29 protein-coding genes and 1 riboswitch are annotated in these 26,418 nt (G+C 64.4%); of the genes, 24 read left to right on the forward strand and 5 right to left on the reverse strand.

The annotated features are described in order from the left end of the window. Positions 1 to 118: 118 nt before the first annotated feature. The 20 genes from BLT86_RS03200 (at position 119) to BLT86_RS03290 (ending at position 17,529) form a co-directional block, all read left to right on the forward strand. Positions 119 to 751, forward strand: a complete 633-nt coding sequence (locus BLT86_RS03200; RefSeq protein WP_092374575.1) for a C40 family peptidase — start codon at positions 119 to 121, stop codon at positions 749 to 751. Between the two features lie 85 nt (positions 752 to 836). Beyond that, a complete protein-coding gene (locus tag BLT86_RS03205; RefSeq protein ID WP_092374578.1) occupies positions 837 to 1,361 on the forward strand; it encodes an NlpC/P60 family protein in 525 nt (174 codons plus the stop codon). A 10-nt stretch (positions 1,362 to 1,371) separates the two neighbouring features. Beyond that, positions 1,372 to 1,692 carry a hypothetical protein gene (locus BLT86_RS03210; RefSeq protein WP_017677470.1) on the forward strand — a complete coding sequence of 107 codons (321 nt, stop codon included), beginning with the start codon at positions 1,372 to 1,374 and terminating at the stop codon, positions 1,690 to 1,692. A 33-nt stretch (positions 1,693 to 1,725) separates the two neighbouring features. Beyond that, positions 1,726 to 1,934: riboswitch (cobalamin riboswitch) on the forward strand. A gap of 190 nt (positions 1,935 to 2,124) precedes the next feature. Beyond that, the gene (gene cobO / locus BLT86_RS03215) at positions 2,125 to 2,736 is read left to right on the forward strand and encodes a cob(I)yrinic acid a,c-diamide adenosyltransferase (RefSeq protein WP_092380307.1); all 612 of its coding nucleotides are present in this window, start codon (positions 2,125 to 2,127) and stop codon (positions 2,734 to 2,736) included. Next, entirely contained in the window at positions 2,736 to 4,028 is a 1,293-nt protein-coding gene (locus BLT86_RS03220) for a cobyrinate a,c-diamide synthase (RefSeq protein WP_092374581.1), read from the forward strand. Before cobO ends, BLT86_RS03220 begins: the two co-directional genes overlap by 1 nt. Continuing rightward, the gene (gene bluB, locus BLT86_RS03225) at positions 4,025 to 4,678 is read left to right on the forward strand and encodes a 5,6-dimethylbenzimidazole synthase (protein ID WP_092374584.1); all 654 of its coding nucleotides are present in this window, start codon (positions 4,025 to 4,027) and stop codon (positions 4,676 to 4,678) included. Before BLT86_RS03220 ends, bluB begins: the two co-directional genes overlap by 4 nt. A 3-nt stretch (positions 4,679 to 4,681) precedes the next feature. After that, entirely contained in the window at positions 4,682 to 5,590 is a 909-nt protein-coding gene (gene cbiB / locus BLT86_RS03230; protein WP_092374587.1) for an adenosylcobinamide-phosphate synthase CbiB, read from the forward strand. Next, on the forward strand, positions 5,583 to 6,593 hold the full coding sequence (gene cobD, locus BLT86_RS03235) for a threonine-phosphate decarboxylase CobD (protein ID WP_092374590.1): 1,011 nt from the start codon (positions 5,583 to 5,585) through the stop codon (positions 6,591 to 6,593). Before cbiB ends, cobD begins: the two co-directional genes overlap by 8 nt. Continuing rightward, positions 6,593 to 8,041 (forward strand): cobyric acid synthase, encoded by a 1,449-nt coding sequence (locus BLT86_RS03240; protein WP_092374593.1) that lies wholly within the window; start codon positions 6,593 to 6,595, stop codon positions 8,039 to 8,041. The genes cobD and BLT86_RS03240 overlap by 1 nt, the downstream gene beginning before the upstream one ends. A 39-nt stretch (positions 8,042 to 8,080) precedes the next feature. After that, positions 8,081 to 8,602 (forward strand): bifunctional adenosylcobinamide kinase/adenosylcobinamide-phosphate guanylyltransferase, encoded by a 522-nt coding sequence (cobU, locus tag BLT86_RS03245; RefSeq protein WP_092374596.1) that lies wholly within the window; start codon positions 8,081 to 8,083, stop codon positions 8,600 to 8,602. After that, positions 8,599 to 9,654 carry a nicotinate-nucleotide--dimethylbenzimidazole phosphoribosyltransferase gene (gene cobT, locus BLT86_RS03250; RefSeq protein WP_092374599.1) on the forward strand — a complete coding sequence of 352 codons (1,056 nt, stop codon included), beginning with the start codon at positions 8,599 to 8,601 and terminating at the stop codon, positions 9,652 to 9,654. Before cobU ends, cobT begins: the two co-directional genes overlap by 4 nt. Next, on the forward strand, positions 9,654 to 10,226 hold the full coding sequence (cobC, locus tag BLT86_RS03255; RefSeq protein ID WP_017677461.1) for an alpha-ribazole phosphatase family protein: 573 nt from the start codon (positions 9,654 to 9,656) through the stop codon (positions 10,224 to 10,226). The genes cobT and cobC overlap by 1 nt, the downstream gene beginning before the upstream one ends. Further along, complete coding sequence (locus tag BLT86_RS03260) at positions 10,223 to 10,954, forward strand: adenosylcobinamide-GDP ribazoletransferase (RefSeq protein WP_017677460.1); 732 nt, start codon at positions 10,223 to 10,225, stop codon at positions 10,952 to 10,954. Before cobC ends, BLT86_RS03260 begins: the two co-directional genes overlap by 4 nt. Before the next feature lie 73 nt (positions 10,955 to 11,027). Beyond that, a complete protein-coding gene (locus tag BLT86_RS03265; RefSeq protein WP_017677459.1) occupies positions 11,028 to 11,432 on the forward strand; it encodes a MarR family winged helix-turn-helix transcriptional regulator in 405 nt (134 codons plus the stop codon). A 52-nt stretch (positions 11,433 to 11,484) separates the two neighbouring features. Next, positions 11,485 to 12,690: an MFS transporter gene (locus BLT86_RS03270; RefSeq protein ID WP_017677458.1), complete on the forward strand. Its 1,206-nt coding sequence runs from the start codon at positions 11,485 to 11,487 to the stop codon at positions 12,688 to 12,690. Next, positions 12,687 to 12,812, forward strand: coding sequence for a hypothetical protein (locus BLT86_RS26195; protein WP_017677457.1), 126 nt, complete (start codon positions 12,687 to 12,689; stop codon positions 12,810 to 12,812). Before BLT86_RS03270 ends, BLT86_RS26195 begins: the two co-directional genes overlap by 4 nt. 250 nt (positions 12,813 to 13,062) lie before the next feature. Next, a complete protein-coding gene (locus BLT86_RS03275; RefSeq protein WP_026088612.1) occupies positions 13,063 to 13,614 on the forward strand; it encodes a glutathione peroxidase in 552 nt (183 codons plus the stop codon). Positions 13,615 to 13,740: 126 nt separating this feature from the next. Further along, on the forward strand, positions 13,741 to 14,667 hold the full coding sequence (locus tag BLT86_RS03280) for an esterase/lipase family protein (RefSeq protein ID WP_017677455.1): 927 nt from the start codon (positions 13,741 to 13,743) through the stop codon (positions 14,665 to 14,667). A gap of 42 nt (positions 14,668 to 14,709) precedes the next feature. Continuing rightward, the gene (locus BLT86_RS03285; RefSeq protein WP_017677454.1) at positions 14,710 to 15,768 is read left to right on the forward strand and encodes a lipase secretion chaperone; all 1,059 of its coding nucleotides are present in this window, start codon (positions 14,710 to 14,712) and stop codon (positions 15,766 to 15,768) included. A 12-nt stretch (positions 15,769 to 15,780) separates the two neighbouring features. Continuing rightward, positions 15,781 to 17,529: a hybrid sensor histidine kinase/response regulator gene (locus tag BLT86_RS03290; protein ID WP_026088611.1), complete on the forward strand. Its 1,749-nt coding sequence runs from the start codon at positions 15,781 to 15,783 to the stop codon at positions 17,527 to 17,529. On the opposite strand, the gene BLT86_RS03295 is transcribed toward BLT86_RS03290, so the two are convergent. The 4 genes from BLT86_RS03295 to BLT86_RS03310 all read right to left on the reverse strand — a co-directional run bounded on the left by BLT86_RS03295 (position 17,530) and on the right by BLT86_RS03310 (position 21,162). Next, the gene (locus BLT86_RS03295) at positions 17,530 to 18,141 is read right to left on the reverse strand and encodes a response regulator transcription factor (RefSeq protein WP_017677453.1); all 612 of its coding nucleotides are present in this window, start codon (positions 18,139 to 18,141) and stop codon (positions 17,530 to 17,532) included. It lies immediately after the preceding gene. A 63-nt stretch (positions 18,142 to 18,204) separates the two neighbouring features. Continuing rightward, entirely contained in the window at positions 18,205 to 19,479 is a 1,275-nt protein-coding gene (locus BLT86_RS03300) for an OmpP1/FadL family transporter (RefSeq protein WP_092374602.1), read from the reverse strand. A 149-nt stretch (positions 19,480 to 19,628) separates the two neighbouring features. After that, positions 19,629 to 20,108, reverse strand: coding sequence for a hypothetical protein (locus BLT86_RS03305; RefSeq protein ID WP_017677451.1), 480 nt, complete (start codon positions 20,106 to 20,108; stop codon positions 19,629 to 19,631). Between the two features lie 199 nt (positions 20,109 to 20,307). Further along, the gene (locus BLT86_RS03310; protein WP_017677450.1) at positions 20,308 to 21,162 is read right to left on the reverse strand and encodes a sulfurtransferase; all 855 of its coding nucleotides are present in this window, start codon (positions 21,160 to 21,162) and stop codon (positions 20,308 to 20,310) included. A gap of 320 nt (positions 21,163 to 21,482) precedes the next feature. Between BLT86_RS03310 and gdhA the strand changes: the two genes are divergently transcribed. Both gdhA and BLT86_RS03320 read left to right on the forward strand, forming a co-directional pair. Then, positions 21,483 to 22,820: an NADP-specific glutamate dehydrogenase gene (gene gdhA, locus BLT86_RS03315; protein ID WP_017677449.1), complete on the forward strand. Its 1,338-nt coding sequence runs from the start codon at positions 21,483 to 21,485 to the stop codon at positions 22,818 to 22,820. Between the two features lie 129 nt (positions 22,821 to 22,949). Further along, positions 22,950 to 23,630, forward strand: a complete 681-nt coding sequence (locus tag BLT86_RS03320) for a spermidine synthase (RefSeq protein ID WP_026088610.1) — start codon at positions 22,950 to 22,952, stop codon at positions 23,628 to 23,630. A gap of 165 nt (positions 23,631 to 23,795) precedes the next feature. On the opposite strand, the gene BLT86_RS03325 is transcribed toward BLT86_RS03320, so the two are convergent. After that, positions 23,796 to 24,857, reverse strand: coding sequence for an SMP-30/gluconolactonase/LRE family protein (locus BLT86_RS03325; RefSeq protein ID WP_026088609.1), 1,062 nt, complete (start codon positions 24,855 to 24,857; stop codon positions 23,796 to 23,798). Positions 24,858 to 24,988: 131 nt separating this feature from the next. Here BLT86_RS03325 and rnd point away from each other — a divergent pair, with 131 nt between their 5' ends. After that, positions 24,989 to 26,122, forward strand: coding sequence for a ribonuclease D (gene rnd / locus BLT86_RS03330; RefSeq protein ID WP_017677446.1), 1,134 nt, complete (start codon positions 24,989 to 24,991; stop codon positions 26,120 to 26,122). Next, the gene (locus BLT86_RS03335; RefSeq protein ID WP_003461676.1) at positions 26,119 to 26,412 is read left to right on the forward strand and encodes a YcgL domain-containing protein; all 294 of its coding nucleotides are present in this window, start codon (positions 26,119 to 26,121) and stop codon (positions 26,410 to 26,412) included. Before rnd ends, BLT86_RS03335 begins: the two co-directional genes overlap by 4 nt. Positions 26,413 to 26,418: the final 6 nt, after the last annotated feature.

The following is a 26,418-nucleotide window of genomic DNA, read 5'->3' on the forward strand; positions in this document are numbered from 1 at the left end:
GCGCTTTAGATGAAATGGCGAGACCACTGAGTCACAATTCTGTCGATAGAATTTGCAAATGAGCGTTATAGAGGGCATAGTCGCGGACTTGTTAAATTCACTCGACACGGTCGTGCCCATGCTAAAACGCTTCGCACCCCTCGTGCCTATTGCACTCACAGTCTTTCTCGCTGCCTGTGCCGGCCATGCGCCGCAGACGCAACCGCAGCAACCGATCAGCGATGCAGCAGTCGAACCTGTGACTCGCCTGATGATCGAGCAGGATGAACCTGCCGATGATGAGATCAACGCGCTGATCGACGATCAACCCTATGAAATGCCGCAACTGGCCGACAGCCTGCTCGATCTCGGGCGTTCGCTGATCGGTACCCGTTATCGCTACGGCGGTAGCTCGGTACAGACTGGTTTCGATTGCAGCGGTTTTATCGGCTACCTGTTCCGCGAGGAAGTCGGCCTGGAACTGCCGCGTTCCACGCGTGAGCTGATCAACCTCGATGCGCCGAAGGTGGCGCGCGCCGATCTGGAACCGGGTGATCTGATCCTGTTCAATGATCGTGGTCGTGGTCGCGTCAGTCATGCCGGCATCTACCTGGGTGATGATCAGTTCATCCACTCCAGCAGCAGCCGCAGCGGTGGTGTGCGCATCGATAGCCTGGATGACAGTTACTGGAATCGCAGCTACCTGCAAGCCAAGCGCGTACTGGCGCTGGCGCCAGTGGACGATCAAGTCGCAGCCAGGCGTCATCCCTGATGTTTCACGGCGTAACCCCAGGGTTGCGCCGTTCGTCGTGTCTCGGGCAGAGTAGGGCGCATTCAGGCTCAGGATCGCCTCGCTTATGCCCGTCACGACCCGTGTCGCTGTAATTTCTCTTGTTCTGCTACTGAGTGCCTGTAGCAGTCGCGCCCCTTCTCCTCAGCCTGCCTACACGCCGCCAATTGCTTCTTCGTCCTATCAGGGCGGTGCCGAAGATGTGCTGTTTCGCGCGCTTGGCCTGGTTGGAACACCCTATCGCTACGGTGGTAATACACCGGATGGCGGTTTCGACTGCAGTGGCCTGATCGGCTATGTCTACCGTGATGCCGCTGGCATCAGCCTGCCGCGTTCTACTCGTGAGCTGAGTGCGATGCGTACGCCAGATGTTCGTCGTGACGCCCTGCAAAGTGGTGATCTGGTGTTCTTTGCCACCAATGGTGGCCGCGCCGTCAGTCATGCCGGGATCTATGTCGGTGACGGCCGCTTCGTTCATGCCCCCTCTACCGGCGGCACCGTGCGCCTGGACAGCCTCACCAGCGGTTACTGGCAGGGCGTCTATCTCGATGCCAAGCGGGTCATCACGCCAGAGCTCGCGCGTAATCCCTGAATTACTGTCCATGGTCGATCCCATTCGCCTGCCGCCTCAGCCTGAGGTCTGCGAACTGTGTGCACGCCCCGTCGCATTGACCCGTCATCACCTGATTCCCAAGGCGCTGCACGACAAGGCTTATGTGCAGAAGCGCTACCCCCGTCATGAACGTATCACCGCCACGCTGTGGGTCTGCCGCGCCTGCCATAACCAGATTCATCGGCTTTTCAGTGAAAAGGAGCTGGCGCTGACCTACAACAGCCGCGAGGCACTGCTGAGCGACGAGCGTTTGCGAACGTTCGTCGACTGGTTGGCGAGCAAGCCGCCCGGGTTCATGCCCAGGCACTGAGTGGCGTTGACGGGCAGGGCTGCCAGCCTCTACCCTGCGCGCCTTGCTTCAGGTGCCCCGCGTTGCCGTGAATGGCGGCCAAGGGGTGAAACAGGGAAGCCGGTTCGAATGCCGGCGCTGCCCCCGCAACGGTAGGTGAGTCAAACGCTGCTCAAAGCCACTGTGCTATGCACGGGAAGGCGCGGCGTCGAACCCATGGTTCGCTCACAAGCCCGGAGACCGGCCTGTCGCAGTTTCACGGCATCGCGGAGGGCGTTGTCCGGCCAACGCTCCGGTTCTACCGGGGCGTTCGTGTTTTTTCGTCTTCCGCTCGCCTGACCAGCCATTGGCGCCTGGATGAGTGCGTGCGGATCATCGCGATCTTCTTCCTCATTGCCGTTCGTACTGTTCGATGAACAGGCGGCGCGGGTGCCTGACGTGCAGGAGCACAGCATGAGTGAGACCGCCGAACGCGACGCCCGTCACAAGGCGCGCATGCAACGCAAGAAAGCCCTGATCGACGAAAAGATCGCCCAGGCCCAGGACCAATACGGCCTGTTGCTGGTGCACAGCGGCAATGGCAAGGGCAAGAGCAGCAGCGCCTTCGGCATGGTCGCGCGCGCCCTTGGCCATGGCATCAAGGTCGGCGTGGTGCAGTTCATCAAGGGTGCGGCCAGCACCGGTGAAGAAACCTTCTTCCGCCGTTTTCCCGAGGAAGTCAGCTATCACGTGATGGGTGAAGGTTTCACCTGGGAAACCCAGGATCGCCAACGTGATATCGCCAAGGCGCAGGAAGCCTGGGCGGTCGCCCGGCATCTGCTCAGCGATGAGTCGGTCGGCCTGGTGGTGCTGGACGAATTGAACATCGCCCTCAAGCATGGCTACCTCGAACTGGACACGGTGCTGGCTGATATCGAGGCCCGGCCGCTGCTGCAGCATGTGGTGGTGACCGGCCGTGGCGCGTTGCCAGGCATGCTTGAGGCGGCTGACACCGTCACCGAAATGAGCCTGGTCAAGCACGCATTCAAGTCTGGGGTAAAAGCACAGAAGGGCATCGAATTCTGATGACCACACGTCACTGTCCGGCACTATTGATTGCCGCACCGGCTTCCGGTCAAGGCAAGACCACTGTAACCGCCGCGCTGGCGCGCCTGCATACGCGTCAGGGGCGGCGGGTGCGGGTGTTCAAGTGCGGCCCGGACTTTCTCGATCCGATGATCCATGCGCGTGCCAGTGGCGCGCCGGTGTACCAGCTCGATCTGGCCATGGTCGGCGAGGCGGAAAGCCGTCGCCTGCTATGGCAGGCCGCCGGCGAGGCGGACCTGATCCTGATCGAAGGGGTCATGGGCCTGTTTGACGGCAAGCCGTCGGCGGCCGACCTGGCGCGCCACTTTGGCGTGCCGGTGCTGGGCGTGATCGACGGTGCGGCCATGGCGCAGACCTTCGGCGCCCTGGCCCACGGGCTTGCCACCTTCCAGCCGGACTTACCCTTTGCCGGCGTGCTCGGCAACCGTGTCGCCAGCACGCGCCACGGCGAGATTCTGCGCGATGCGCTGCCAGCGAGCATTCGCTGGTTTGGCGCGTTGCCGCGTAGCGCCGCGGTGGAGTTGCCCAGCCGCCATCTGGGGCTGGTGCAGGCCGGTGAGTTGGCCGATCTGGATGCACGTCTGGACGCCGCCGCCGATGCCCTGGCGGCCAGCGCCAACGTCGACCTGCCGCCTGCGGTGAGCTTCGCCGCGCCGCAGTTCGATGAACTGGCGCCGCTGTTGGCTGGCGTACGCATCGGCGTGGCGCGCGATGCGGCGTTCGCCTTTCTCTATCAGGCCAATCTCGATCTGTTGCAGGCGCTCGGCGCTGAGCTGCATTACTTCTCACCGCTCGCTGATCGCGAGCTGCCGCAGGTGGACAGCCTTTATCTGCCTGGCGGGTATCCGGAGCTGTACCTGGCCGAGCTGGAAGGCAACCAGCCCATGGCCGCGGCGATTCGTGCTCATCACCAGGCCGGCAAACCCTTGCTCGCCGAATGTGGCGGCATGCTCTATCTGCTTGATGAACTGCGCGACAAGCAAGGCGCCAGCGGGCGCATGCTCGGCCTGCTGGCGGGCAGCGCCGCCTTGCAGCCACGGCTGACCGCCCTGGCGTTGCAGCAGGTGACGCTGCCCGAAGGCGAGCTACGTGGCCACAGTTACCATCACTCGCGGCTGGAAAGTCCCTTGCAGCCTCTGGCGCTCGGTCGCTGCCCGAACGGCAAGCCGGTAGCCGAGGCGGTGTATCGTTTGGGACGACTCACCGCCAGCTATATCCACTTTTACCTGCCGTCCAACCCGGAGGCGGCCGCCGCGCTGTTACGTCCATGAGCGAGCATGCCTTCAGCCCTGAAGAGCGCGCGGCGGTGTATCGCGCCATCGCCGAGCGCCGCGATATGCGTCATTTCAGCGGCGGCGAGGTGCCAGCCGAGGTCCTGGCGCGGCTGCTCGAAGCCGCCCACCACGCGCCGAGCGTTGGCCTGATGCAGCCTTGGCGCTTTGTGCGCGTCAGTGACCCGCAACTGCGTGAGTCCATTCATGAGCTGGTGGAGGCCGAGCGGGTGCGCACTGCCGAGGCCCTCGGCGAGCGCAGTGACGAGTTCATGCGGCTGAAGGTCGAGGGTATTCGCGACTGCGCCGAGCTACTGGCGGTGGCGCTGATGGAGGGACGCGACGCACATGTCTTTGGACGACGCACCTTGCCGGAAATGGATATGGCCTCGGTGGCCTGCGCCATTCAGAATCTGTGGCTGGCTGCGCGTGCCGAAGGGCTCGGGCTCGGTTGGGTATCGTTGTTCGACCCCGAGGCGCTGGCCGCATTGTTGGGCATGCCGGCCGGTAGCAAGCCGGTAGCGCTGCTGTGCCTGGGGCCGGTTCAGGCCTTTTACGAAAAGCCGATGCTGGTGGAGGAGGGTTGGGCCACGCCCCGACCGCTATCGGAATTGTTGTTCGAGAATCGATGGGGATCATCTGGTGAGTGAACGATGAGCCTGGCGCTGATCACCTGCGTCGGCGTGGCGCTGGACGCCGTGCTGGGCGAGCCCAGGCGCGCGCATCCGCTGGTGGCCTTCGGCCGCCTGGCGGGGCGCCTGGAGCAGCGCTTCAACCCGGCCGGTGGCGGCTGGCGCAGCCATGGCGTATCGGCCTGGTGCCTGGCGGTGCTGCCGCTGACCCTGCTTACCTGGCTGTTGGTGCACCTGACCTCGCTTGGCTGGGCGGTGGAGATCTTCGCCCTGTACTTCGCCCTTGGCCTGCGCAGCTTGTACGAGCACGCGCAGCCGGTGGCCCGCGCGCTGCGCCTGGGTGACCTGGCCCTGGCGCGTGAGCGCGTCGGCTGGATGGTCAGCCGCAATACCGCCGAGCTGGACGCAACCGGGGTGGCCCGTGCCGGCACCGAATCGGTGCTGGAGAACGGCTCCGACGCCGTGTTCGCCGCCTTGTTCTGGTTCATCGTCGCTGGCGCGCCGGGCGTCGTCCTGTACCGCCTGAGCAATACGCTCGATGCCATGTGGGGCTATCGCAACGAACGCTTCGAGCGTTTTGGCTGGGCCGCGGCGAAGATCGATGACGTGCTCAATTACATCCCGGCGCGACTGGTGGCGCTGACCTATGCGCTGCTTGGGCGTACTGCCCTGGCCCTGCGCTGCTGGCGCCGGCAGGCGCCGTTGTGGGACAGTCCCAATGCTGGCCCAGTGATGGCCGCTGGTGCCGGAAGCCTGGCCATTAGTCTGGGCGGTGCGGCGGAGTATCACGGCGAGGTGCATGAACGCCCACAACTGGGCGAAGGCCCACCGCCGCGGGCACGGGATATCGAACGGGCGATGAACAGGGTTATCGCCGGGGTTGGCTTGTGGCTGTTATGCCTGATCGTCTGGGAGGTGCTGGGTGCTTGAACATGGAGGTCGTCTGCGCGCAGCGGCGCAGCGCTATGGCATCCCGCTGGAGGACTGGCTGGATCTGTCCACCGGGGTCGCACCCTATGGTTGGGATCTGCCGGCGGTACCGGGCTCTGCCTGGGCGCGCCTGCCTGAAGCGGACGACGGCCTGGAGCAGGCGGCGCGCGATTATTACGGCGCCGTCAGCCTGCTGCCGGTAGCCGGCTCGCAGGCGGCGATCCAGGCCCTGCCACGTCTGCGCGCGAACAGCAGCGTGGGTATCCTCGCACCGACCTATGCCGAGCACGCTGCCGCCTGGCGACGCGAGGGGCACCGGGTGATCAAGCTGAGCGAGGGCTCGGTGCATCGCGCGCTGCCGCAAGTGGATGTACTGCTGGTGGTCAACCCGAACAACCCGACCGGCCGCCTGATCGAGCCGGCGCGCCTGCTCGACTGGCACGACGAACTGGCCGAGCGCGGCGGCTGGCTGGTGGTCGACGAAGCTTTCATCGATTGCACGCCGGAGCACAGCCTGGCCGCCTACAGCGACATGCCGGGGCTGATCGTGTTGCGTTCGTTCGGCAAGTTCTTCGGCCTGGCCGGTCTGCGTCTGGGCTTTGTCCTGGCCGCACAGGCCTTGCTGGATGAGCTGGCGGCGCTGCTCGGGCCCTGGGCCGTTAGCGGTCCGGCGCGCAGCGTGGCGCGCAGCCTGCTGGTCGATGGCGAGGGGCAGCGCCGCCAGCGTGAGCGCCTGCTGGTTGACGGCGAGCGCCTGAAGGCGCTGCTGCGCGACTGTGGCTTGCCGTCGACCGGTGGCTCGTCGCTGTTCCAGTTCTGCTGCACCCGTCGCGCCGTGCCCTGCGTCGAGCTGCTGGCGCGGCGGGGCATCCTGGTGCGCCTGTTCGCCGAGCTGGACAGCCTGCGCTTCGGCCTGCCGGCGGACGAGGCTGGCTGGCTGCGGCTGGAGCAGGGGCTGCTGGAATGCGCGCCGATATTGGCCAGTCTCGAGGAAACGCCCTGATGACCACCCTGATGGTGCAGGGCACCACCTCCGATGCTGGCAAGAGCACACTGGTGACGGCGCTGTGTCGCTGGGTACGGCGCCAGGGCGTGTCCGTGGTGCCGTTCAAACCGCAGAACATGGCGCTCAATTCCGCCGTGACCTCTGACGGTGGCGAGATCGGCCGGGCACAGGCGGTACAGGCGCAAGCGGCCGGGCTGGCGCCACATACCGACATGAACCCGGTGCTGCTCAAGCCCAACAGCGACATGGGCGCCCAGGTGATCATTCACGGCCGTGCCATCGGCAACATGCAGGCGCTGACCTATCACGGCTACAAGCCGGTGGCCATGGCGGCTGTGCTGGAGTCACACGCGCGCTTGCTTGAGCGTCATCAACTGGTGCTGGTCGAGGGCGCAGGCTCGCCGGCCGAGATCAACCTGCGCGCCGGTGACATCGCCAACATGGGCTTTGCCGAGGCGGTGGATTGCCCGGTAATCCTGATTGCCGACATCGACAAAGGCGGCGTGTTCGCCCATCTGGTCGGCACCCTGGAGCTGCTCAGCCCGAGCGAACAGGCGCGCATCCGCGGTTTCGTGATCAATCGTTTTCGCGGTGATATCGCGTTGCTCAAGCCGGGGCTGGACTGGTTGCAGCAGCGCACCGGCAAGCCCGTGCTCGGCGTACTGCCGTATCTGATGGATTTCCACCTGGAAGCCGAAGACGCCGTCGATACCCGTCAGCAGGCCAAGGACGCACAGGCGCTGCGCGTGGTGGTGCCGGTGTTGCCACGTATCAGCAATCACACCGATTTCGACCCGCTAAGGCTACACCCGCAGGTGCAACTGACCTTCGTCGGGCCGGGCCAGGCGATTCCGCCAGCGGATCTGATCATCCTGCCTGGCTCCAAGAGCGTGCGCGCCGATCTCGCACGGCTGCGCGAGCAGGGCTGGGACGCCGCGATCACCCGCCACCTGCGCTACGGCGGCAAGGTTCTGGGCATTTGTGGTGGCCTGCAGATGCTCGGCCGGCAGATTCACGATCCGCACGGTCTGGAAGGCGCTGCCGGCAGCAGCGAGGGCCTCGGCCTGCTGGATTTCGAGACGCTGCTTGAGCCGGAAAAGCAGCTGCGTAACGTCCGCGGTCGGCTGTGCCTGGAGCAGGCTGATGTCAGCGGCTACGAGATTCATGCCGGCGTCAGTCGTGGTTCGGGCCTCAACGGCGCCGTGCAGCTGGATGACGGGCGCAGCGATGGCGGTCTCAGCGCCGATGGCCAGGTGCTCGGCACCTACCTGCACGGCCTGTTCGAGCAGCCGTCGGCGCTCGCTGCACTGTTGCGCTGGGCCGGGCTGCATGAGGTGCAGACGGTGGACTATCAGGCGTTGCGCGAGCGCGATATCGAACGCCTGGCGGACCAGGTGGAACTGCATCTGGATACCGAAAAACTCAGAGCGCTTTGCGGCCTGTAGGAGCGAACTCTGCAGGGCTGAATTAATGTGGATGGAAGCATGCTTGAATTGATCCTCGGCGGTGCCCGTTCCGGCAAGAGCCGGCTGGCGGAGAAGCTGGCCGACGAGTCCGGGTTGGAAGTCGTTTACATCGCTACCAGCCAGCCGCTCGATGGCGAGATGAATGCGCGCGTCGCTCAGCATCGCGCGCGTCGCCCGGCGCACTGGGCGCTGGTCGAGGAGCCGCTGGCGCTGGCCCATGTGCTGCGCGAACAGGCCGCGCCCGGCCGTTGCCTGCTGGTGGACTGCCTGACCCTGTGGCTGACCAACCTGCTGATGCAGGACGATCCTGCTCGACTGGCGGCCGAACGCGATGCGCTACTCGCCTGTGTGGATGAGCTGCCCGGGCGCATCCTGCTGGTCAGCAACGAAACCGGGCTGGGTGTGGTGCCGCTGGGCGAGCTCACCCGCCGTTATGTCGATGAGGCCGGCTGGCTGCACCAGGCGCTGGCCGAGCGCAGTCAGCGCGTGCTGTTCACCGTCGCCGGTTTGCCCATGGTGTTGAAGGGAGAGGCGTTATGAGTCTGCAATGGTGGCAAGGGCCTTGTCAGCCGCTCGATCATGTTGCGCGGCTCAAGGCCGAGACACGTCAGCAGCAATTGACCAAGCCGGCGGGTTCGCTGGGGCGGCTGGAGAGTCTCGCGATCCATCTGGCCGCATTGCAGGGGCGCGAGCGGCCGAGCCTGGACAAACTGTCGATCGCCATCTTTGCCGGTGATCATGGCGTGGTGGCCGAAGGGATTTCCGCCTACCCGCAGGCGGTGACGGGGCAGATGCTGGCCAACTTCGTCACTGGCGGTGCGGCGATCAGTGTGCTCGCGCGTCAGTTGGATGCGGCGCTCGAGGTGATCGACCTGGGTACTGCTGAACCCTTGCCGCCGCTGCCTGGCGTGCGCCATCTGCAGGTCGGTGCTGGTACGCAGAATTTCGCCCGTGATCCGGCCATGACCTTGGCCCAGGCGATGATTTGCCTGGAGGCCGGCCGCGACAGCATCCAACGCGCGCGTGCTAGCGGTTGCGACCTGTTCGTCGGTGGCGAGATGGGCATCGGCAACACCACCGCGGCGGCAGCGCTGGCCTGCTGGCTGCTGAGTTGCCCGGCGAGCGAGCTGGCAGGTCCCGGCACCGGGCTGGATGGCGCGGGTGTGGCGCACAAGGCGCGGGTGATCGATGCCGCGTTGGCCCTGCACCGGGCGCAGATCGACGGGCCATTGCAGGCGCTGATTCACCTGGGTGGATTCGAGATCGCCGCGCTCACCGGCGCCTACCTGGCCGCCGCGCAGCAGGGTATCGCGGTATTGGTCGATGGCTTTATCTGCAGCGTTGCGGCATTGCTCGCCGTGCGCCTGAACCCTGGCTGCCGCGACTGGCTGCTGTTCGCCCATCACGGTGCCGAGCCCGGTCATGTGCGCGTGCTGCAGGCGCTGGCGGCCGAGCCGCTATTGGAGCTGGGTTTGCGTCTGGGTGAGGGCAGCGGCGCCGCGTTGGCGGTACCGCTGCTGCGCCTGGCCTGTGCCTTGCACGGACAGATGGCGACCTTCGCCGAAGCGGCTGTCGCCGAAAGGCCGAGCTGATGCTGCATCTGGAATTGCTGCGTCACGGTGAAACCGAGCTGGGCGGTGGGCTGCGTGGCAGCCTGGATGATGCGCTGACCGAGCAGGGTTGGGCGCAACTGCGCGCAGCGGTGCAGGACGCCGGCCCCTGGGATCGCCTGATCAGCTCGCCACTGCAGCGTTGCGCGCGGTTTGCCGAGGAAGTCGCGCTGGCCAATGCCTTGCCGCTGCACTACGAGGCGGATCTGCAAGAGCTGCATTTCGGTGATTGGGAAGGGCGCACTGCTGCACAGCTGATGGACAGCGATGCTGAGGCGCTGGGTCGCTTCTGGGCCGATCCCTATGCGTTCACACCGCCTAATGGCGAGCCGTTGCTGCAGTTCGAAGCGCGTGTGCTGGCTGCCTTGCGGCGCTTGCAGCAGCGCCATGCGGGAGAGCGGCTGCTGCTGATCACCCACGGCGGCGTGATGCGCCTGCTGCTGGCGCGCGCGCGTGGCCTGCCACGCCAGGATCTGCTGCAGGTCAACGTCGGCTATGCCCAGCGTTTTCGTCTGCGCCTGGATGCCGATGAGCAACTGGCGGAGTTGCCATGATCGCGTTGCTGATCGCCCTGCAGTTCCTCACTCGTCTACCGGTCAGTCTGCCGGGCATGCCCCCCCCCGAGCAGGTGGGGCGCTCGCTGCTTTGGTACCCGCTAGTGGGGCTGCTGCTCGGCCTGCTGCTGTGGGGCGCTCATCTGCTGTTGGGGCAGACACCGGCGTTATTGCAGGCGGCGATCATTCTGGCGTTGTGGGTGGGGTTGAGCGGCGGTCTGCATCTGGACGGCCTGGCCGATACCGCTGATGCCTGGGTCGGCGGTTTCGGTGATCGCGAGCGCACTCTGACGATCATGAAGGACCCGCGCAGCGGCCCCATTGCGGTGGTGGTGCTGGTGCTGCTGTTACTGCTCAAGTTCGCTGGGTTGTTCACGCTCCTGCAGGCCGGGCAGGGCATCTACCTGTTGCTGCTGCCCTGGCTGGGGCGCAGCCTGTTGCCGTTGCTGCTGGCAACCACGCCCTACGTGCGGGCCGGTGGGCTGGGTCAGGCCCTGGTCGATCATCTGCCGCGTGGGCAACTGCATTGGGTGCTGGGCGTGCATCTACTGGGCATGCTGCTGTTCGGCTGGGCGGGGCTGCTGGCGTTGGCCACGGCATTGCTGCTGTTCGTCTGGCTGCGTCGCGCGTTGCTGTTACGCCTGGGCGGCACCACCGGAGATACCGCCGGTGCCCTGGTCGAGCTGGCCGAGTGCGCCGTGCTCCTGACGCTGGCCCTGAGTCTCTGATCTCAACTGTTATGGCGAGGCGGTGGGCAACTGTATGAGTGCCAATCGCCGATGCGGGTATATACCTGTATCCATGTTGCCGACCTCTTGTCTCTGTACCCAACTGCGCCGCGCCAGCCGCGGTGTCACCCGCCGTTACGACGATGCCCTCGCGGCCGTCGGGCTCGGTGCTGCGCAGTTTTCCCTGTTGCGTCATGTGCAGCGGCTCGGTCAACCGAGCATTTCCCTGCTCGCCGACGCCATGGGGCTCGATCGCAGCACGCTCGGGCGCAACCTGCGGGTGCTGGAGGATCAGGGGCTGGTGCAACTGGGAGAAGGGCGCGATTTGCGCGCTCGCGAGGTACGGCTCACAGAAGCCGGCCTGCAACGCATCGAACAGGCGCTGCCGCTGTGGGAACAGGTGCAGCGTGAACTCAATGCCCGGTTAGGCGCAGATCGCCGTGCCGAGCTGATGAGGCTGCTCGAAGAACTGGCCTGATGGCCGCATCACTGCCTACACGGTCGCAGGCGACCGTCCGCTGGAGATACTGATGACAACTGCATGGCGTTCAACCACCTGGCTGCTGCTCGGCGCATCGCTGATCCTGGCGCTGTCGCTTGGCACGCGCCATGGCTTCGGCCTGTTCCTGCCGCCGATGAGTGCGGAATTTGGCTGGGGCCGTGAGGTATTCGCCTTCGCCATCGCCCTGCAGAACCTGATCTGGGGTCTGGCCCAGCCGATCACCGGTGCGCTGGCCGACCGTTTCGGCGCGCGCAAGGCCATCGTCATCGGCGGCGTGCTCTACGTGCTGGGTCTGGTGTGCATGGGGATGGCCGACTCGCCGCTGTCGTTGTCGCTGAGCGCTGGCCTGTTGATCGGCATCGGTCTGTCCGGCACGTCGTTCTCGGTGATTCTCGGCGTGGTCGGTCGCGCCGTGCCGGTGGAAAAACGCAGCATGGCCATGGGCATTGCTGCGGCGGCCGGCTCCTTCGGTCAATTCGCCATGCTGCCGGGCACGCTCGGCCTGATCAGCTGGCTCGGCTGGTCGGCAGCACTGCTGGCCCTGGGGCTGCTGGTGGCGTTGATGATTCCGCTGGCGGCGATGATCAAGGAGACGCCGCCACCAGTGACCAATGGTCCGCAGCAGACGCTGGTCGAAGCGCTGCGCGAGGCCACCAGCCACTCCGGTTTCTGGCTGCTGGCGCTGGGTTTCTTCGTCTGTGGCTTTCAGGTGGTATTCGTCGCCGTGCACCTGCCGGCCTATCTGGTTGATCACCACCTGCCGGCGTTGACCGGTACCACGGTGCTGGCGCTGGTCGGCCTGTTCAATATATTTGGCACCTACATCGCCGGCTGGCTCGGTGGACGCATGTCCAAGCCGCGCCTGCTCAGTGCGCTGTATCTGCTGCGCGGTGTGGTGATCACGCTGTTTTTGGTGGCACCGCTGACGCAGTGGAGTGCCTACCTGTTCGGTATCGCCATGGGCCTGCTGTGGCTGTCGACCGTGCCGCTGACCAACGGTACCGTGGCGACCCTGTTCGGCGTGCGCAACCTGTCGATGCTCGGCGGTATCGTCTTCCTGTTCCACCAGCTCGGTTCCTTCCTCGGTGGCTGGCTGGGCGGCTACCTCTACGACACCACTGGCAGCTACGACCTGGTCTGGCAGATCTCCATCGGCCTGAGTGTGATGGCTGCCGCGCTGAACTGGCCGGTGCGTGAGGTGCCGGTGGCGCGGCTGCAAGGTGCGCCGGCGTGAGCCACAGGGTACTGCTGTTCGCCGGCCTGACGCTGGGCTTTGGTCTACTGTTGGCGCTGGCCTGGTGGGGCTGGCGCCAGGGTGGGTTGGCTTTGCTGCAGTTGGGCATCGGTATCTGCTAGGTTCTGCACGATAAGTGCCTGCGCTCGTTGATGCTGCGTTAAAAACGGGCTGGAACGCCAGCCCGGTCGAATGCTCATTTACAACTCGTAAACTCGAATGCGAGCCCAGTCCGTTCCTCACCCGTTTTTGTGGGGCCGCCATCGGTATCGCCTGACCTTCGCTCGACGACTTTTCGTACAGACCCGAGTTGCTTGCGTCTGGGCCTGCGAGTAGCGTGGTGGAATCGCGTCATTGCCCGAGGTCACTGCCATGTCTATTCGTCGTCTTGCCTGTTCACTTTTGCTCTCCAGCCTGGCGTTGCCGGTGCTTGCCGCAGAGTGTCCGGCCATGCTCCAGGGCGAACTGCCCAAGCTGCGCGCCAAAGGTGAAAACATCGAGCTCTGTCAGTACGCGGGCAAGCCGCTGGTGGTGGTCAATACCGCCAGCTTTTGCGGCTTCACCCCGCAATTCAAAGGGCTTGAAGCGCTTTACCAGCGGTACAAGGATCAGGAACTGGAGGTATTGGGCGTGCCGTCCGACGACTTCCGCCAGGAATCCGCCGATAGCAAGGAAACGGCCACCGTCTGCTACGTCAACTACGGCGTGACCTTCGCCATGACCGAACCGCAGCCGGTTTCGGGTGCCAATGCCATCCCGTTGTTCAAGGGCCTGGCCGAGCAGAGCCGGCAGCCGCGCTGGAACTTCTTCAAGTACGTGGTCGACCGTCAGGGCAAGGTGGTGGCGAGTTTCTCCAGCCTGACCAAGCCTGACGATCCCGAGCTGATTGCCGCCGTAGAGAAGGCGATCGCCTCGCAACCCTGATTCCGTCCCGCTTCACGGCCCTTCACCCATCTGGGCGATGGGCCTTGTCCGTCTGCCTGCCTAGACTGGCCAGGCGCCGGACGCAGTTCACCCGGCGTGCCCTACAAGAACAATAAGGAGGCACCCATGCGTCGCGTCTATACCGCTGCCCTGGCAACACTCGCTCTGCTTGGCGCCGTCGAGGCCCAGGCCAACTACACCAAGACCAAGTATCCGATCGTGCTGGTACACGGCGTGACCGGGTTCAATACCATCGGCGGGCTGGTCAATTACTTCCATACCATTCCCTGGAACCTAGAGCGCGATGGCGCCCTGGTGCACGTCGCCAGTGTCGCTGCCTTCAATGACAGCGAGCAGCGCGGCGCCGAGCTGGCCCGGCAGATCGTGCCCTGGGCCGCAGGCGGAGGCGGCAAGGTCAACCTGATCGGCCACAGTCAGGGCTCGCCGACCTCGCGCGTTGCGGCTTCGTTGCGGCCGGATCTGGTGGCCTCGGTGACCTCGATCAACGGCGTCAACAAGGGCTCCAAGGTCGCCGATGTGGTGCGCGGCGTGCTGCCACCGGGTAGCGGTATCGAAGGCGGCGCCAATGCCATCGCCAACGCCCTCGGTGCGGTGATCAATCTGCTGTCTGGCTCAAGCAACCCGCAAAACGGTATCAACGCGCTAGGCACCCTGACCACCGCGGGCACCAGTGCGCTGAACAGTCGCCACCCGTGGGGCGTCAACACCAGCAGCTACTGCGCCAAGTCCACCGAAGTGCACAACGTGCGCGGTCACAGCATCCGCTACTACTCCTGGACCGGTAATGCCGCCTATACCAACGTGCTCGATGCGGCTGATCCATTCCTGGCCTTCACCGGCCTGGTGTTTGGCAGCGAGAAGAACGACGGTCTGGTGGGCGTATGTTCCACTTATCTGGGGCAGGTGATCGACGACAGCTACAACATGAACCACGTCGATGCGATCAACCACCTGTTCGGCATTCGTGGCTGGACCGAGCCGGTGTCGCTGTATCGCCAGCACGCCAACCGCCTGAAGAACAAGGGCGTCTGATCCCGGTGAACGCGGCGGGGCAACTCGCCGCAGTGAGGTCGCATGTCCAAATTCTTCAGTCTTTCCCTGGTTGCCGTGGTGGTCGCTGGTGGCCTTACCCTGCACTGGCGCTGGCCGGCAGCAGTGCCTGAAGCTCAGCCTGCTGCCACTGTCGCCGTGCCGTCACGGCAGTCGTCGATCGAGCAGGCTTCGACTTCCCCCGCCAAGGCGCCCGCCGAGGCGCAACCGCCAATAGCCGCGACCTTGCCCAGCCTGGCTGGTACCGAGGTGGATGGCCAGCTGCGTACCGACGCGGCCGGCAATCTGCTGCTGGATCAGGCGGTTCGCGATTACTTCGATTACTTCCTCAGCGCGGTCGATCATTCCGGGCTCGATGCGGTGATCGAGGCGTTGCTGGCCGATGCCGGCCGGCGCCTGCCGGAGCCCGCACTCGGGCAGATGATCAGCCTGCTCGGTGATTACCTTGACTACAAGCGCGCCAGCATGGCGCTGATGCAGCAACCACTGGATGCAAGGCAGCAGGTCGAGCCGCAGGCGCAGCTACAGGCTCTGCAGTCGGCTTTCGCGCGCCTGGACGAGCTGCGCCGCGCACATTTCTCTGCAGCTGCGCAGGAAGCGCTGTTCGGCGCCGAACAGGCCTATGCCCGTTACACCCTCGATAGCCTGGCAGTGCAGCAGCGTGATGACCTCGGCGAGGCGCAGCGCACGCAACTGCTCGAACAGTTGCGTGAGCGTCTGCCCGATGCGCTGCGCGAAAGTGAGCAGCGCCAGCAACTGGCCCAGGAGCAACTGCAGCGCAGCGAGCAACTCTGGCGTGATGGTGCGGACGAGCAACAGGTGCGCGAGTTCCTGGCGATGACCTATGATCCGGACACCGTGCAGCGCCTGCTGGATGAGCAGCGTCGCGAGCGCGACTGGCAGCAGCACTACCAGGCCTATCGCAATGAGTTGGCCAGCCTGCAAGGTCGGGGGCTGAGCGAGGCGGATGGCGAGCAACTGCAGCGCCAGCTGCGCGAGCGGCTGTTCAGCAGTGAAGACCGACACCGTGTGGAAACCTATGACGCCATTGCCGCGAAGCAGCCGGAGCCGCTCGACCCCTGACGGATGTCGCCCATGAGCGAGCGCCTGCTGTTGGCCCAGCAGCGCCGAGGCTATCGCTTGCTGCGTTTCGTCGCCGAGCTGGAGGCGGGTTTTGCCGAGCATCGGGTGCAGCGTATTCGTCGGCGTCTGCCCCTGATCGCCCCCACGGCCGCCTTGTTCCAGCTGATCTATGCGCTGCTGGATTTTCTGCTTATGCCGCTGACGGTCAGTCTCTCGGTGCTACCGCTGCGCCTGCTCGCGCTGGCGGTGTTGGCGCTGTCCTTTTTCTACTGTCGTCGGATCGAGGCACCGTCTGCCAGGGTGCCATTGGTCTATGCCGGAGCCTACTGGGTCAACGGTGTCAGCGTCGCGTTGATCGTGCACCTGTGCTGGCAGCAGGGCGTAGCGATGCCCTACGACGGCCTGTTCCTCGTCCTGTTGTTCGGCTACGCCCTGCTTGGGCTATCGTTCCGCGCGATCAGTCTGTGCAGCTGGAGCTTCTGCCTGTTGTTCATCGGTGTAGGTGTGCTGTTCGGCGAAACCGGCGGTGAGCTGGCCTACCAGGGCCTGTTTCTGTTCTGTGCCAACCTGATCGGCAGCGTCGGTGCTTATATGCAGGAGCACGGTCAGCGCGGTGCCTGGCTGAACCTGCGCCTGCTCGACCTGGCGCGCCAGCGCGCCGAAGCCGATGACGCGCGCAAGTTGCGTCTGCTGGCGGCTGCCAGTCACGACCTGCGCCAGCCGCTCAACGCCATGGGGTTGTACGCCGAACACCTGGTGGAACAGGGCGGTGACCAGCAAACCCGGCGCATCAGCGCGCGTCTGGCCGCTTCGGTAGAGCAGCTGGGGCGTCTGCTGCAATCGTTGCTCGACTACACCCGCCTGACCTTGCCCGGTGGCGTGCAGGCCAGGCCACATGTGTTCGCCCTGCGCCCATTGCTTGAGCGGCTGATTGCCGAAGTGGCTCCAGAGGCGCAGCAACAAGGGCTGCAACTTGAGCTGCACTGTGACGACTACGGGGTGTACAGCGATCCGCTGTTGCTGGAGCGACTGCTGCGCAATCTGCTCAACAATGCGCTGCTGCACGCACAGGCGCAGCACCTGAAGCTGAGTGCGCGGCGTGACGGCGACGAGATCGTGTTGGAGGTGGCGGACGATGGCCGTGGTCTCAGCGAGGCGGAACAGGCGCTGGTGTTCGAGGAGTTCCGTCAGTTGGACAATCCTGGGCGCAATGCCGAGCGCGGTCTCGGTCTCGGCCTGGCCATCGTGCGGCAGCTGGCTGAGGTGCTGGAGCATCCCCTGCGGCTGCATTCCCGACCTGACGCCGGTGCGCGTTTCGTCCTGCGCCTGCCGTTGGCCGAGGTACCGGCGCCGGCGCCACGCGTTGATGCTGCGCTGGCATTGCGCGGGCGCATCCTGTTGCTCGAAGACGACGCCACTGGGCGCGAAGCCCTGGCCGGCTTGTTGCGTCGCTGGGGTTGCGAGGTGCAGGCCTGCGCCGATCTGGCCGGTGCGCTGCAGGCTCTGCGCCAGGAGGCGCCGCAGTTGCTGATCAGCGACTATCGGTTAGCCGAGCGGGGCGACGGGCTGCAGGCCATCGAGCGACTGCGTGAGGCGGCAGGGCAGATGTTGCCGGCGTTGCTGATCACTGCTGATCTGAGCCCGGAACTGCATGAACGCTGCCTGCCGGCGCACGTCATTCCCCTGGGCAAGCCCCTGTTGCCGGCGCGTTTGCGCCAGGTGCTGGCCACTCAGTTGCAGGCACGCCAGGCACTCACCTGATCACAGCCAGCCGCGCTGACGGGCGGCGCTGACGCAGGCGGTGCGGGTATGCACGGCGAAGGTTTCGAACAGCGCCTTGAGGTGCGTTTTCACCGTGTCTTCGGCCAGACCCAGCTCGCGGCTGATGGCTTTGTTCGGCAGGCCTTCTGCCAATAATTGGAGAATTTCCAACTGCCTGGGTGTCAGCGGTGATGAGCTGCTTGGCGCCGGCAGGGTTTCGCCCAGCAAGACGCGGGTCACCGCCTGGCGCAGGGCGTTACCATCGGAGCTCTTGGGGATGAAACCGAGTGCGCCGGCGGCCAGCGCCGCCTGAGCCTCTAGCGCGGAATCACTGGCGCTGAGAATCGCCACCGGCGTGCTCTCGCCGCGCGCCAGCCAGCGCTGCAACAGTTCGATGCCGGGCTCGTCAGGCAGGCGCAGGTCGAGCAGGATCAGGTCGTAGTCATGCTGACGCAAGCACTGCTCCGCTTCTGCAGCGCTGTGCGCGGTGTGGATCTGCAGGTTCTGGCTCAGTGGCGACAAGGCCAGGGAGAGGCCGTCGAGAAAGATGCGGTGGTCGTCGACCAGCAGCAGGCGAAGATTGTCGGGCAGGGTGGTGCAGAGGGCAGTCATGATGTTCTCACGCGGCTTTTATTGTTGTTCTGCCGCGTAAGTTTAGCCAAAGCCGCGCCTCGATTAGAAGCGATAGCTGAGTGAAGCCCCCAGGCCATGAGCGCTGTTCTTGTAGCGCGCACTGTAGGTGCCACGGGTAGCGCTGACGTGGTTCACGTCCACCGACTCTTCCTGCAGGTAGGAGTAGGCCACGTCGATGGTCATGTCCTGATTGGGGCTCCAGCCGGCGCCGACGCTGAAGATGGTGCGGTCACCGGAGGGCACGCGCGGCGAGCGGTCGACGTTGTTGGTCGGCGATTGGTCGATGGCGATACCGGTGCGCAGCGTCCACTGCGGGCTGACCTTGTACGACAGACCGACCGCATGGGCCCAGGTGTCGTGCCAGTTCTGCTCTTCGACGATGGTGGAAAGGTTGGCCGGCAGCGTCGCGGAATCGTTCTCCACGCGGATTTCCTTGAAGCGGCTCCAGCGCGTCCAGGTGCTGCCGACATACAGCGTCAGCGCATCGCTCAGGTCGTGAGTGATGGACATGTCCACCGACTCGGGCGTGGTCAGGTCCAGATTGGCGTCGTACTTGCCGGCGATGCCGGCCAGCGCGCCGCTACCGGAAACACGAGTATCGCCTTCCAGTTCGTACTTCACGCGCGAATGGTAGGTCACGCCTGCGCGGGTGTTCGGGGTGAACTCGTAGAGCACACCGACGTTGAAGCCGACAGCGGTGTCGTCACCCTTGACCTTCACCTTGCCGTCATTGCTACCGGGGCTCAGCGGGTTGAGCACGGAGGAAGTGAGTTCGCCTTCGATGTGGTTGAAGGTCGGGCCGAAACCCACCGACAGCTTGTCATTGAAGCGATAGCTCAAGGTCGGCTGCACGGTGATCACCCGCACGTAGCTCTTGTCGGCGTAGTAGCGGCCCTGGAAGCTGCTCTCGTAATCGGTCATCAGGCCAAAGGGCACGTATACGCCCAGACCGAAGGCGACCTTGTCGTCCAGCGGTTTGACGTAATAACCCATGGGTACGCCAGTGGTCGGCACCATATCACCGTCGTTGCTACCCGACAGCGCCAGGGGGCCTGCGTTGGCGCTGGCGTGGCTGATATCGCTCTTGGCGTGAATCGCCGCCGCCCCTACATACACTTCGTCGCGCTTGAGGCGCGCCATGCCGGCCGGGTTGCCGAACACGGTGCTGGCGTCATCGGCGGATGATGAGCGGCCGGCGAAGGAGGTACCCATGCCGGAAATGCTTTGTTCGTTGAGGGCGAAGCCGCTGGCGAAACCATGGCTCGAGGTGGCGGTGATGGCGACGGCAAGACCGGTCTTGAGAAGACGTTTGCTCACGGGGAAGCTCCTGTGGTGAGGCGGGGGGCGCACGCTACAGTTTTTCCTGACCCCTGCCAAGACGCTGAAGTTCCCTAAATAGAGCGCATTGTCGGACAATTGGTTTGAAAATGTACGGATTTTCTGAATTAGACTTTCTGACTATTCGGTCAGGCCACCTGGCTGACGGGCTCGATGCAGCGTTGCCAGGCATCGAGAAAGTCATGTTGACGAGCCTGGGGCTGAAAAACCTTGCACCAGATTCGGCCCAAGGCCGGCAGATCATCGGCGGCTGGCATCTCGAGTTTCTCGCTTTCGACCAGCAGCCAGGCAATGGCCGTGGCGTAACGCAGATTGACCGTCAGCTCCACGTGTGGAGCTTCAAGAAAGGCGTGCTGGCTGGCGAGGCCACGTACACGGCTGGCAAGCTCCGGGTCGAAGGCCAGATGCTGGTCCCAGAGTATCTGGTGGCGCTGTTCACTGATGCGATACAGGCCGTGACCTTGCGGGGTGTCCAGCGCACTGCCCAGTGCTGACTGACAGGCCGCAGCTCCCAGCAGCAGCGCTTCGGCCGTGGCGCTATGGCGTTCGAGATAGAGAAGGGTAGGGCGGATCACATGCTGGCTGAGATCGCAGGCGGCAATTCCCATGGCATCCTCGCGGAGGGTGCCGGTGGGGCCGGGCGCGTGGCAGCTTTTCTAGTGGCTCTTCGATAAAGGCCCCACCGGGAGCGGGGTTAGCCGCTCATTCTCAAGTCTAGTGCGATATTTAAGCTGTAAAGGTCTGTTTTTAAATTGATTTCGGATCTGAGTTATTGGGCATATTTCGATTGGTGCTTAAAACCTTCGATCAATCGCCCGTGACTATCGGGCGTGTCGGATCGGTGATCCATTCGCTCCAGGACCCCGCATAGAGTGGTGCCAGTGGGTAACCAGCGAGGCTCATGGCGAACAGGTTGTGGCAGGCAGTGACGCCGGAGCCGCAATAGGCCACCAGGTTTTCCAAGGTACGTTCTCCGCGCAGCTTGTCGAAGCGCTCGCGCAAGGCGGTCGGCGCAAGGAAGCGGCCATCGTTACCCAGGTTGTCGGTGAACACGGCACATTGCGCGCCGGGAATGTGTCCGGCGACCGGGTCGAGCGGCTCGACCTCGCCTCGAAAGCGCGGTAGTGCCCGCGCATCGAGCAGGGTCAGGTCCGGGTTGCCCAAACGCTGGGCCAGTTGATCGGCCGTCAGCAGCAGGCTGTTGTCCGGTTGCGCGGAAAAATCACCGGGAACGTTGCTCGGTGCCGCTGTGGTCAGTTCCTGGCCGGCTTCACGCCAGGCTTTCAGGCCGCCATCGAGCAGGTACAGGCCATCACGTTTGCCCAGCCACAGCAGCAACCACCAGGCGTGCGCGGCGAAGGCGCCGGGGCCATCGTCATACAGCACTACCTGGCTGTCCGCCCGCAGGCCGCAGCTGCGCAGGCGCTCGACCAGTGCGCTCGGGTCGGGGAGTGGGTGACGGCCGGTGACGCCCTTGACCACCGGAGCGGACAGATCCTGTTCGAGGTCGAGGAAGTGGGCGCCCGGAATATGCCCATCAAGGTAGCTGCGGCGGCCGTAGGCCGGGTCTTCGAGGGCGAAGCGGCAGTCCAGGATCAGCAGGTTTTGCTGTCCCAGACGTTGTTGAAGGTGTTCCGTGCTGATCAGTTGAGCGAGTGGCATGGTGTCTCCTGTGTCATAGCAGGGTTTGCGGCATCATACCGCCTAGCCTGCTATCCGATCCCCACGAAGAACGAGCCTGTTCAGCTTCATTCGGCAAAGCTGTGACGCCAGTGGTGCAAGCTGTGGTCGATATTTGTGCGCTTTTTGCGCTTATTCGGTGCGTAATTAAATTGGGAAAACTTTGCTTTAGAGGCTTTTCAATCTTGGCGCACTGGATGGCGCACTAAAAAGTTTCATCAAGGCGACATTTTGATCTGTTTTGGTGCCTTGCTGCCTGCTAGAGTGCCGGCCACTTTGTCTTTGTGGTGTCGAGGTGCCGCATGTCGTTGTCCGTCGATTCTTTCCTGGCGCGCCTGAAACAGCGCGATCCCGATCAACCGGAATTCCACCAGGCGGTGGAAGAGGTGGTGCGCAGCCTGTGGCCCTTCCTCGAAGCCAATCCGCGCTATCGCGAGGCCGGCATTCTCGAGCGTATGGTCGAGCCGGAACGGGCCATCCTGTTTCGCGTGCCCTGGGTCGACGACCGTGGCCAGGTGCAGGTCAACCGCGGCTACCGTATCCAGATGAGCAGCGCCATCGGTCCGTACAAGGGCGGTCTGCGCTTCCACCCCTCGGTGAACCTGGGCGTACTCAAGTTCCTCGCCTTCGAGCAGGTGTTCAAGAATTCGCTGACCTCGCTGCCCATGGGCGGCGGCAAGGGCGGTGCGGACTTCGACCCCAAGGGCAAGAGCGAAGGCGAGGTGATGCGCTTCTGCCAGTCGTTCATGGCCGAGTTGTACCGCCATATCGGTGCCGACCTGGACGTGCCGGCCGGTGATATCGGTGTCGGTGGCCGCGAGATCGGTTATCTATTCGGCCAGTACAAACGTCTGTCCAACCAGTTCACCTCGGTGCTGACCGGCAAGGGCCTGAGCTACGGTGGCAGCCTGATCCGTCCGGAAGCCACCGGCTATGGCTGCGTGTACTTCGCCCAGGAGATGCTCAAGCGTATCGACCAGGGTTTCGAGGACAAGCGTGTGGCCATTTCCGGCTCCGGCAACGTCGCCCAGTACGCGGCGCAGAAGGTCATGGAGCTGGGCGGACGGGTGATCTCGCTGTCCGACTCCGAAGGCACGCTGTACGCCGAGGGCGGCCTCAGCGACGAACAGTGGCAGTACCTGATGGAGCTGAAGAACGTGCGTCGTGGTCGCCTGCGCGAGATGGCTGAGCATTACGGTTTGCAGTTTCTCACCAGTCAGCGTCCCTGGGGCCTGGCCTGCGATATCGCCTTGCCCTGCGCGACGCAGAACGAGCTGGACGGAGAGGATGCCTGCGCGCTGCTGAACAACGGCTGCATCTGCGTGGCCGAAGGCGCCAACATGCCCTCGACCCTGGAGGCAGTGGATCTGTTCGTCGAGGCCGGCATCTGCTACGCGCCGGGCAAGGCGTCCAACGCCGGTGGTGTGGCCACCAGTGGCCTGGAAATGAGCCAGAACGCCATGCGCCTGCACTGGAGTGCTGGCGAGGTGGACGAGCGTCTGCACGGCATCATGCAGAACATCCACCATGCCTGCGTCCATCACGGTGAAGAGAACGGTCGCATCAACTACGTCAAGGGCGCCAATATCGCCGGCTTCGTCAAAGTGGCCGATGCGATGCTGGCGCAAGGCGTGGTCTGAGCTCATCGCAGTAGACTCGGGGCCCCGCGTGAGAACGCGGGGCCTCGTCGTTTCTGGCGGGGCTGTGCTGCTCGGCCGATTCAGGCATGCTGCCTGCCCTCACGCTCGCTACACAGGTCTTGGTTCTGCATGAAACGTTTTGTCTTGCTCGACACCGCTCCGATCCCGGGTACGAATGGTGCGCTGAACCTGTTTGAGTACGGGGAAGACTTCGTCATCAAGATCGCCGGTGGTGATGGCGGGCAGCTGATGAATACACGCATGCACGGCTCGGAAGATGCCCTGGCCGCGATTCCCTGCAAGCAGATCGCCAGTCGTCCACAGGTGCGGGTGCTGATCGGAGGTCTGGGCATGGGCTTTACCCTGGCCTCGGCGCTACAACACCTGGGCGCGGATGCCGAGGTGGCGGTGGCCGAGCTGGTGCCTGGTGTGGTCGAGTGGAACCGTGGCCCGCTCGGGGCGAAGTCCGGTTATCCGTTGAATGACCCGCGTGCAGTGATCATTCAGGAGGACGTCGCCAAGGTGCTGCAGGCCGCCGAGCAGTGCTACGACGCGATCATGCTGGACGTCGACAACGGCCCCGAAGGGTTGACCCAGAAGGGTAATGACTGGCTGTACAGCATGGATGGCCTGCGTCAGTGCGCCAAGGCGCTGAGGCCCAAGGGCATGCTGGCGGTGTGGTCGTCCAGCGCCGACCGGGCATTTTCGGAGAAGGTGCGCAAGGCGGGCTTCAAGGGCGAGGCGGTGCAGGTGTATGCCCATGGCAACAGGGGCACGCGACATACCATCTGGATTGCCCAGAAGGTCTGAGCCTGCAGTCTTTCGATTTGGTGGGCTGAAGCCCACCCTACCGTAGGGTGGGCCGGGCGGCGATCCGCTTCAGCCCACCAACTTGGCGCACCACCGCGAATGACCGCCTCGCCTTTTTACCGTTATTCGCAGGTGGAATCTCATCGAAAGATCGTGGGCAGACTCTCAGTGAATCTGCAGTTTGCCGATGCGATCGTTATCCAGGCTGCCGAAGTACAGGTAGTCGCCCACCGGCTTCACCGAGGTGACCATGCGCAGGTGCGTACCGCTGGTGTCATGCAGGCTACGGACGATCTCGCCGTTCTCGTTGAGGGCGATGGCGAAGCCGTACGGGATCGCTTTCGGCCACAGCGCGCGCGGCAGTTTGGCCAGTTGCGCCTTGAGCCAGGGGTGGCGATGGAGGAAGTCGGCGTCGGCCTTGCGTGGGGTCGGCAGTGCTACCCAGAAGGTGCCGTTGCGGTCGCCCTGCAGGTTATCCGGCAGGCCCGGCAGGTTGTCGATGAAGATGTCGTGCTGGCCGGCCTTGTCGCCCTTGAGCCAGTAACGGGTGATGCGGTAGCGATAGGTCTCGTTGACCAGCACGAAGTCCTCGTTCGCCGACAGCGCCACGCCGTTGGCGAAGTACAGGTCTTTCAGCAATACGCGGGTTTCGCCACTGGCCGGGTCATAGCTGAGCAGGCGGCCGTGAGGACGGGCCTCGAGCAGGTCGAGCAGGTAGTCCGGCTGTTCGAAGCGCGATGAGGCGTCGCTGAAGTAGATGGTGCCGTCGCTGGCGATGTCCAGGTCGTCGGTGAAGGCGAAACGCAGGCCTTCAGCCTCGGTGGTCAGCACCTTGATCGCGCCCTGCGGGTCGATGCTCAACAGGCCCTTGTAGGCATCGGCGACGATCAGGTTGCCACTGGCGTCGAAGTTCATGCCCAGTGGGCGGCCGCCGGTGTCAGCGAAGGTTTCCAGGCTGTCGTCTGCCAGCACGCGAACGATGCGGCCGTCATGCAGGCCGGCGTATACCCGGCCTTGGCTGTCGACGGCAGTGTCTTCCGGACCATGCACCTGGCCGCGCGCCAATAGCTCGGCTTTCATCAGGGTGTCGTTGGGCTCCAGTGCGCCCGTCATCGCCGGGGCGGGCGCTGCGTCCCAGGGCAGTGGATCGATCGGGCTGGGGGTCAGGGCCAGGTAACTGGCCGCTGCGGCCAGCAGCATGACGATCAGGGCAAGCAGTTTCTTCAGCATTGTTGTTCTTCCGTGTCGGAGGTGGTGCGCGCCACAGATTACACAGTTCCGGTGATCGGCGGCAGGCTGTCGCCCCGTGCGCTGGCCTGGGCATATATACTGCGCGGCATTCTAGACGGGAGAGCCGCGTGGCTAACGACATTCACTGGATTCTCGACGACGCCAGCCTGGCCGAGCATTGCGCTGCCTGGCAGGCGCTGCCCTTCGTCGCGTTGGACACCGAGTTCATGCGCGTCGACACCTTCTATCCCATCGCCGGGTTGCTGCAGGTCAGCGGTGGCGACGGCGCCTACCTGATCGACCCGCTGCGCATCAGCGACTGGCGGCCGTTCGCCGCGCTGCTCGAAGCGCCGGGTGTGGTCAAGGTGCTGCATTCGTGCAGTGAGGACCTGGAGGTCTTTCTACGCCTGACCGGCAGCCTGCCGGCGCCGCTGTTCGACACGCAATTAGCGGCTGGTTACCTCAATCTCGGTTTCTCCATGGGCTACTCGCGCCTGGTGCAGGCGCTGCTCGATATCGAGCTGCCCAAGGGCGAAACCCGCTCCGATTGGCTGCAGCGGCCACTGTCCGAACTGCAGGTGCGTTACGCCGCCGAGGACGTCTCGCATCTCGTCGAGGTGTATCGCGCCCTGATGGCCCGCCTGGCGCCGCAGAAGGTCGAGTGGATTCTGGAGGACGGTGCCGAGCTGGTCGCCAATCTTGGTCGTGAAGTCGTTCCGGAAGATGCCTGGCGCGATGCCAAGCTGGCCTGGAAACTCTCGCGCCAGCAGCAGGCCGTGTTGCGCGCGCTGTGCGCCTGGCGCGAGCGCGAGGCGCGCGCGCGCAACCAGCCACGCAATCGCATCCTGCGCGAGCATTCGTTGTGGCCGCTGGCCCGTACCCAGCCAGATAACCTGGTGGCGCTGGCGCGCATCGAGGACATGCACCCGAAAACCGTGCGTCAGGACGGGGAGACGCTGCTGCAGCTGATTCGCGAGGCTGCGGCGCTGCCGCCCGAACAATGGCCCGAAGCTTTGCCCGAACCGCTGCCAATCGAAGCCTCTGCGCTGTTGAAGAAGCTGCGCGCCGTCGGCCAGCGTGAGGGCGAGCGCCTGGATATCGTGCCCGAGCTGATGCTGCGTAAGAAAACCCTGGAAGCCTTGCTGAAAAGCGGCTATCCCAATGGTCCTTATCAATTGCCCGACTCCCTGCGCGGCTGGCGCCGGGAGTTGATGGGGCAGGCGCTGCTTGACTGCCTGGCCGCTGAAGGAGAGTCCGCGTGAAACGCATCTGTTCCATCTACAAGAGTCCGCGCAAGAACGAGATGTACCTCTACGTACTCAAGGCCGATGCCCTGAAGCGTGTGCCCGAAGGGCTGCTCGCCGTGTTCGGCCCGCCTGCGCATGCCTTCGACCTGGTGCTCAGCCCGGAGCGGAAGTTGTCTCGGGAAGACATCGCCACCGTGCTGGAGAATCTCGACAAGCAGGGCTATCACCTGCAGATGCCGCCCCCCGAGGAGGAATACATTCAGCATCTGCCCGATGAACTGCTGCGCCGTAACGATCCGGTGTAACAGGCC

Origin of the sequence: Pseudomonas sihuiensis (genome assembly GCF_900106015.1) — a bacterium.
Lineage (GTDB): Bacteria > Pseudomonadota > Gammaproteobacteria > Pseudomonadales > Pseudomonadaceae > Aquipseudomonas > Aquipseudomonas sihuiensis.

Coding starts and splice junctions, on each gene's coding strand:
- BLT86_RS03200 (WP_092374575.1), top strand. CDS start 119: ATGCTAAAACGCTTCGCACCCCTCGTGCCTATTGCACTCACAGTCTTT.
- BLT86_RS03205 (WP_092374578.1), top strand. CDS start 837: ATGCCCGTCACGACCCGTGTCGCTGTAATTTCTCTTGTTCTGCTACTG.
- BLT86_RS03210 (WP_017677470.1), top strand. CDS start 1,372: ATGGTCGATCCCATTCGCCTGCCGCCTCAGCCTGAGGTCTGCGAACTG.
- cobO (WP_092380307.1), top strand. CDS start 2,125: ATGAGTGAGACCGCCGAACGCGACGCCCGTCACAAGGCGCGCATGCAA.
- BLT86_RS03220 (WP_092374581.1), top strand. CDS start 2,736: ATGACCACACGTCACTGTCCGGCACTATTGATTGCCGCACCGGCTTCC.
- bluB (WP_092374584.1), top strand. CDS start 4,025: ATGAGCGAGCATGCCTTCAGCCCTGAAGAGCGCGCGGCGGTGTATCGC.
- cbiB (WP_092374587.1), top strand. CDS start 4,682: ATGAGCCTGGCGCTGATCACCTGCGTCGGCGTGGCGCTGGACGCCGTG.
- BLT86_RS03240 (WP_092374593.1), top strand. CDS start 6,593: ATGACCACCCTGATGGTGCAGGGCACCACCTCCGATGCTGGCAAGAGC.
- cobU (WP_092374596.1), top strand. CDS start 8,081: ATGCTTGAATTGATCCTCGGCGGTGCCCGTTCCGGCAAGAGCCGGCTG.
- cobT (WP_092374599.1), top strand. CDS start 8,599: ATGAGTCTGCAATGGTGGCAAGGGCCTTGTCAGCCGCTCGATCATGTT.
- cobC (WP_017677461.1), top strand. CDS start 9,654: ATGCTGCATCTGGAATTGCTGCGTCACGGTGAAACCGAGCTGGGCGGT.
- BLT86_RS03260 (WP_017677460.1), top strand. CDS start 10,223: ATGATCGCGTTGCTGATCGCCCTGCAGTTCCTCACTCGTCTACCGGTC.
- BLT86_RS03265 (WP_017677459.1), top strand. CDS start 11,028: ATGTTGCCGACCTCTTGTCTCTGTACCCAACTGCGCCGCGCCAGCCGC.
- BLT86_RS03270 (WP_017677458.1), top strand. CDS start 11,485: ATGACAACTGCATGGCGTTCAACCACCTGGCTGCTGCTCGGCGCATCG.
- BLT86_RS03275 (WP_026088612.1), top strand. CDS start 13,063: ATGTCTATTCGTCGTCTTGCCTGTTCACTTTTGCTCTCCAGCCTGGCG.
- BLT86_RS03280 (WP_017677455.1), top strand. CDS start 13,741: ATGCGTCGCGTCTATACCGCTGCCCTGGCAACACTCGCTCTGCTTGGC.
- BLT86_RS03285 (WP_017677454.1), top strand. CDS start 14,710: ATGTCCAAATTCTTCAGTCTTTCCCTGGTTGCCGTGGTGGTCGCTGGT.
- BLT86_RS03290 (WP_026088611.1), top strand. CDS start 15,781: ATGAGCGAGCGCCTGCTGTTGGCCCAGCAGCGCCGAGGCTATCGCTTG.
- BLT86_RS03295 (WP_017677453.1), bottom strand. CDS start 18,141: ATGACTGCCCTCTGCACCACCCTGCCCGACAATCTTCGCCTGCTGCTG.
- BLT86_RS03305 (WP_017677451.1), bottom strand. CDS start 20,108: ATGGGAATTGCCGCCTGCGATCTCAGCCAGCATGTGATCCGCCCTACC.
- BLT86_RS03310 (WP_017677450.1), bottom strand. CDS start 21,162: ATGCCACTCGCTCAACTGATCAGCACGGAACACCTTCAACAACGTCTG.
- gdhA (WP_017677449.1), top strand. CDS start 21,483: ATGTCGTTGTCCGTCGATTCTTTCCTGGCGCGCCTGAAACAGCGCGAT.
- BLT86_RS03320 (WP_026088610.1), top strand. CDS start 22,950: ATGAAACGTTTTGTCTTGCTCGACACCGCTCCGATCCCGGGTACGAAT.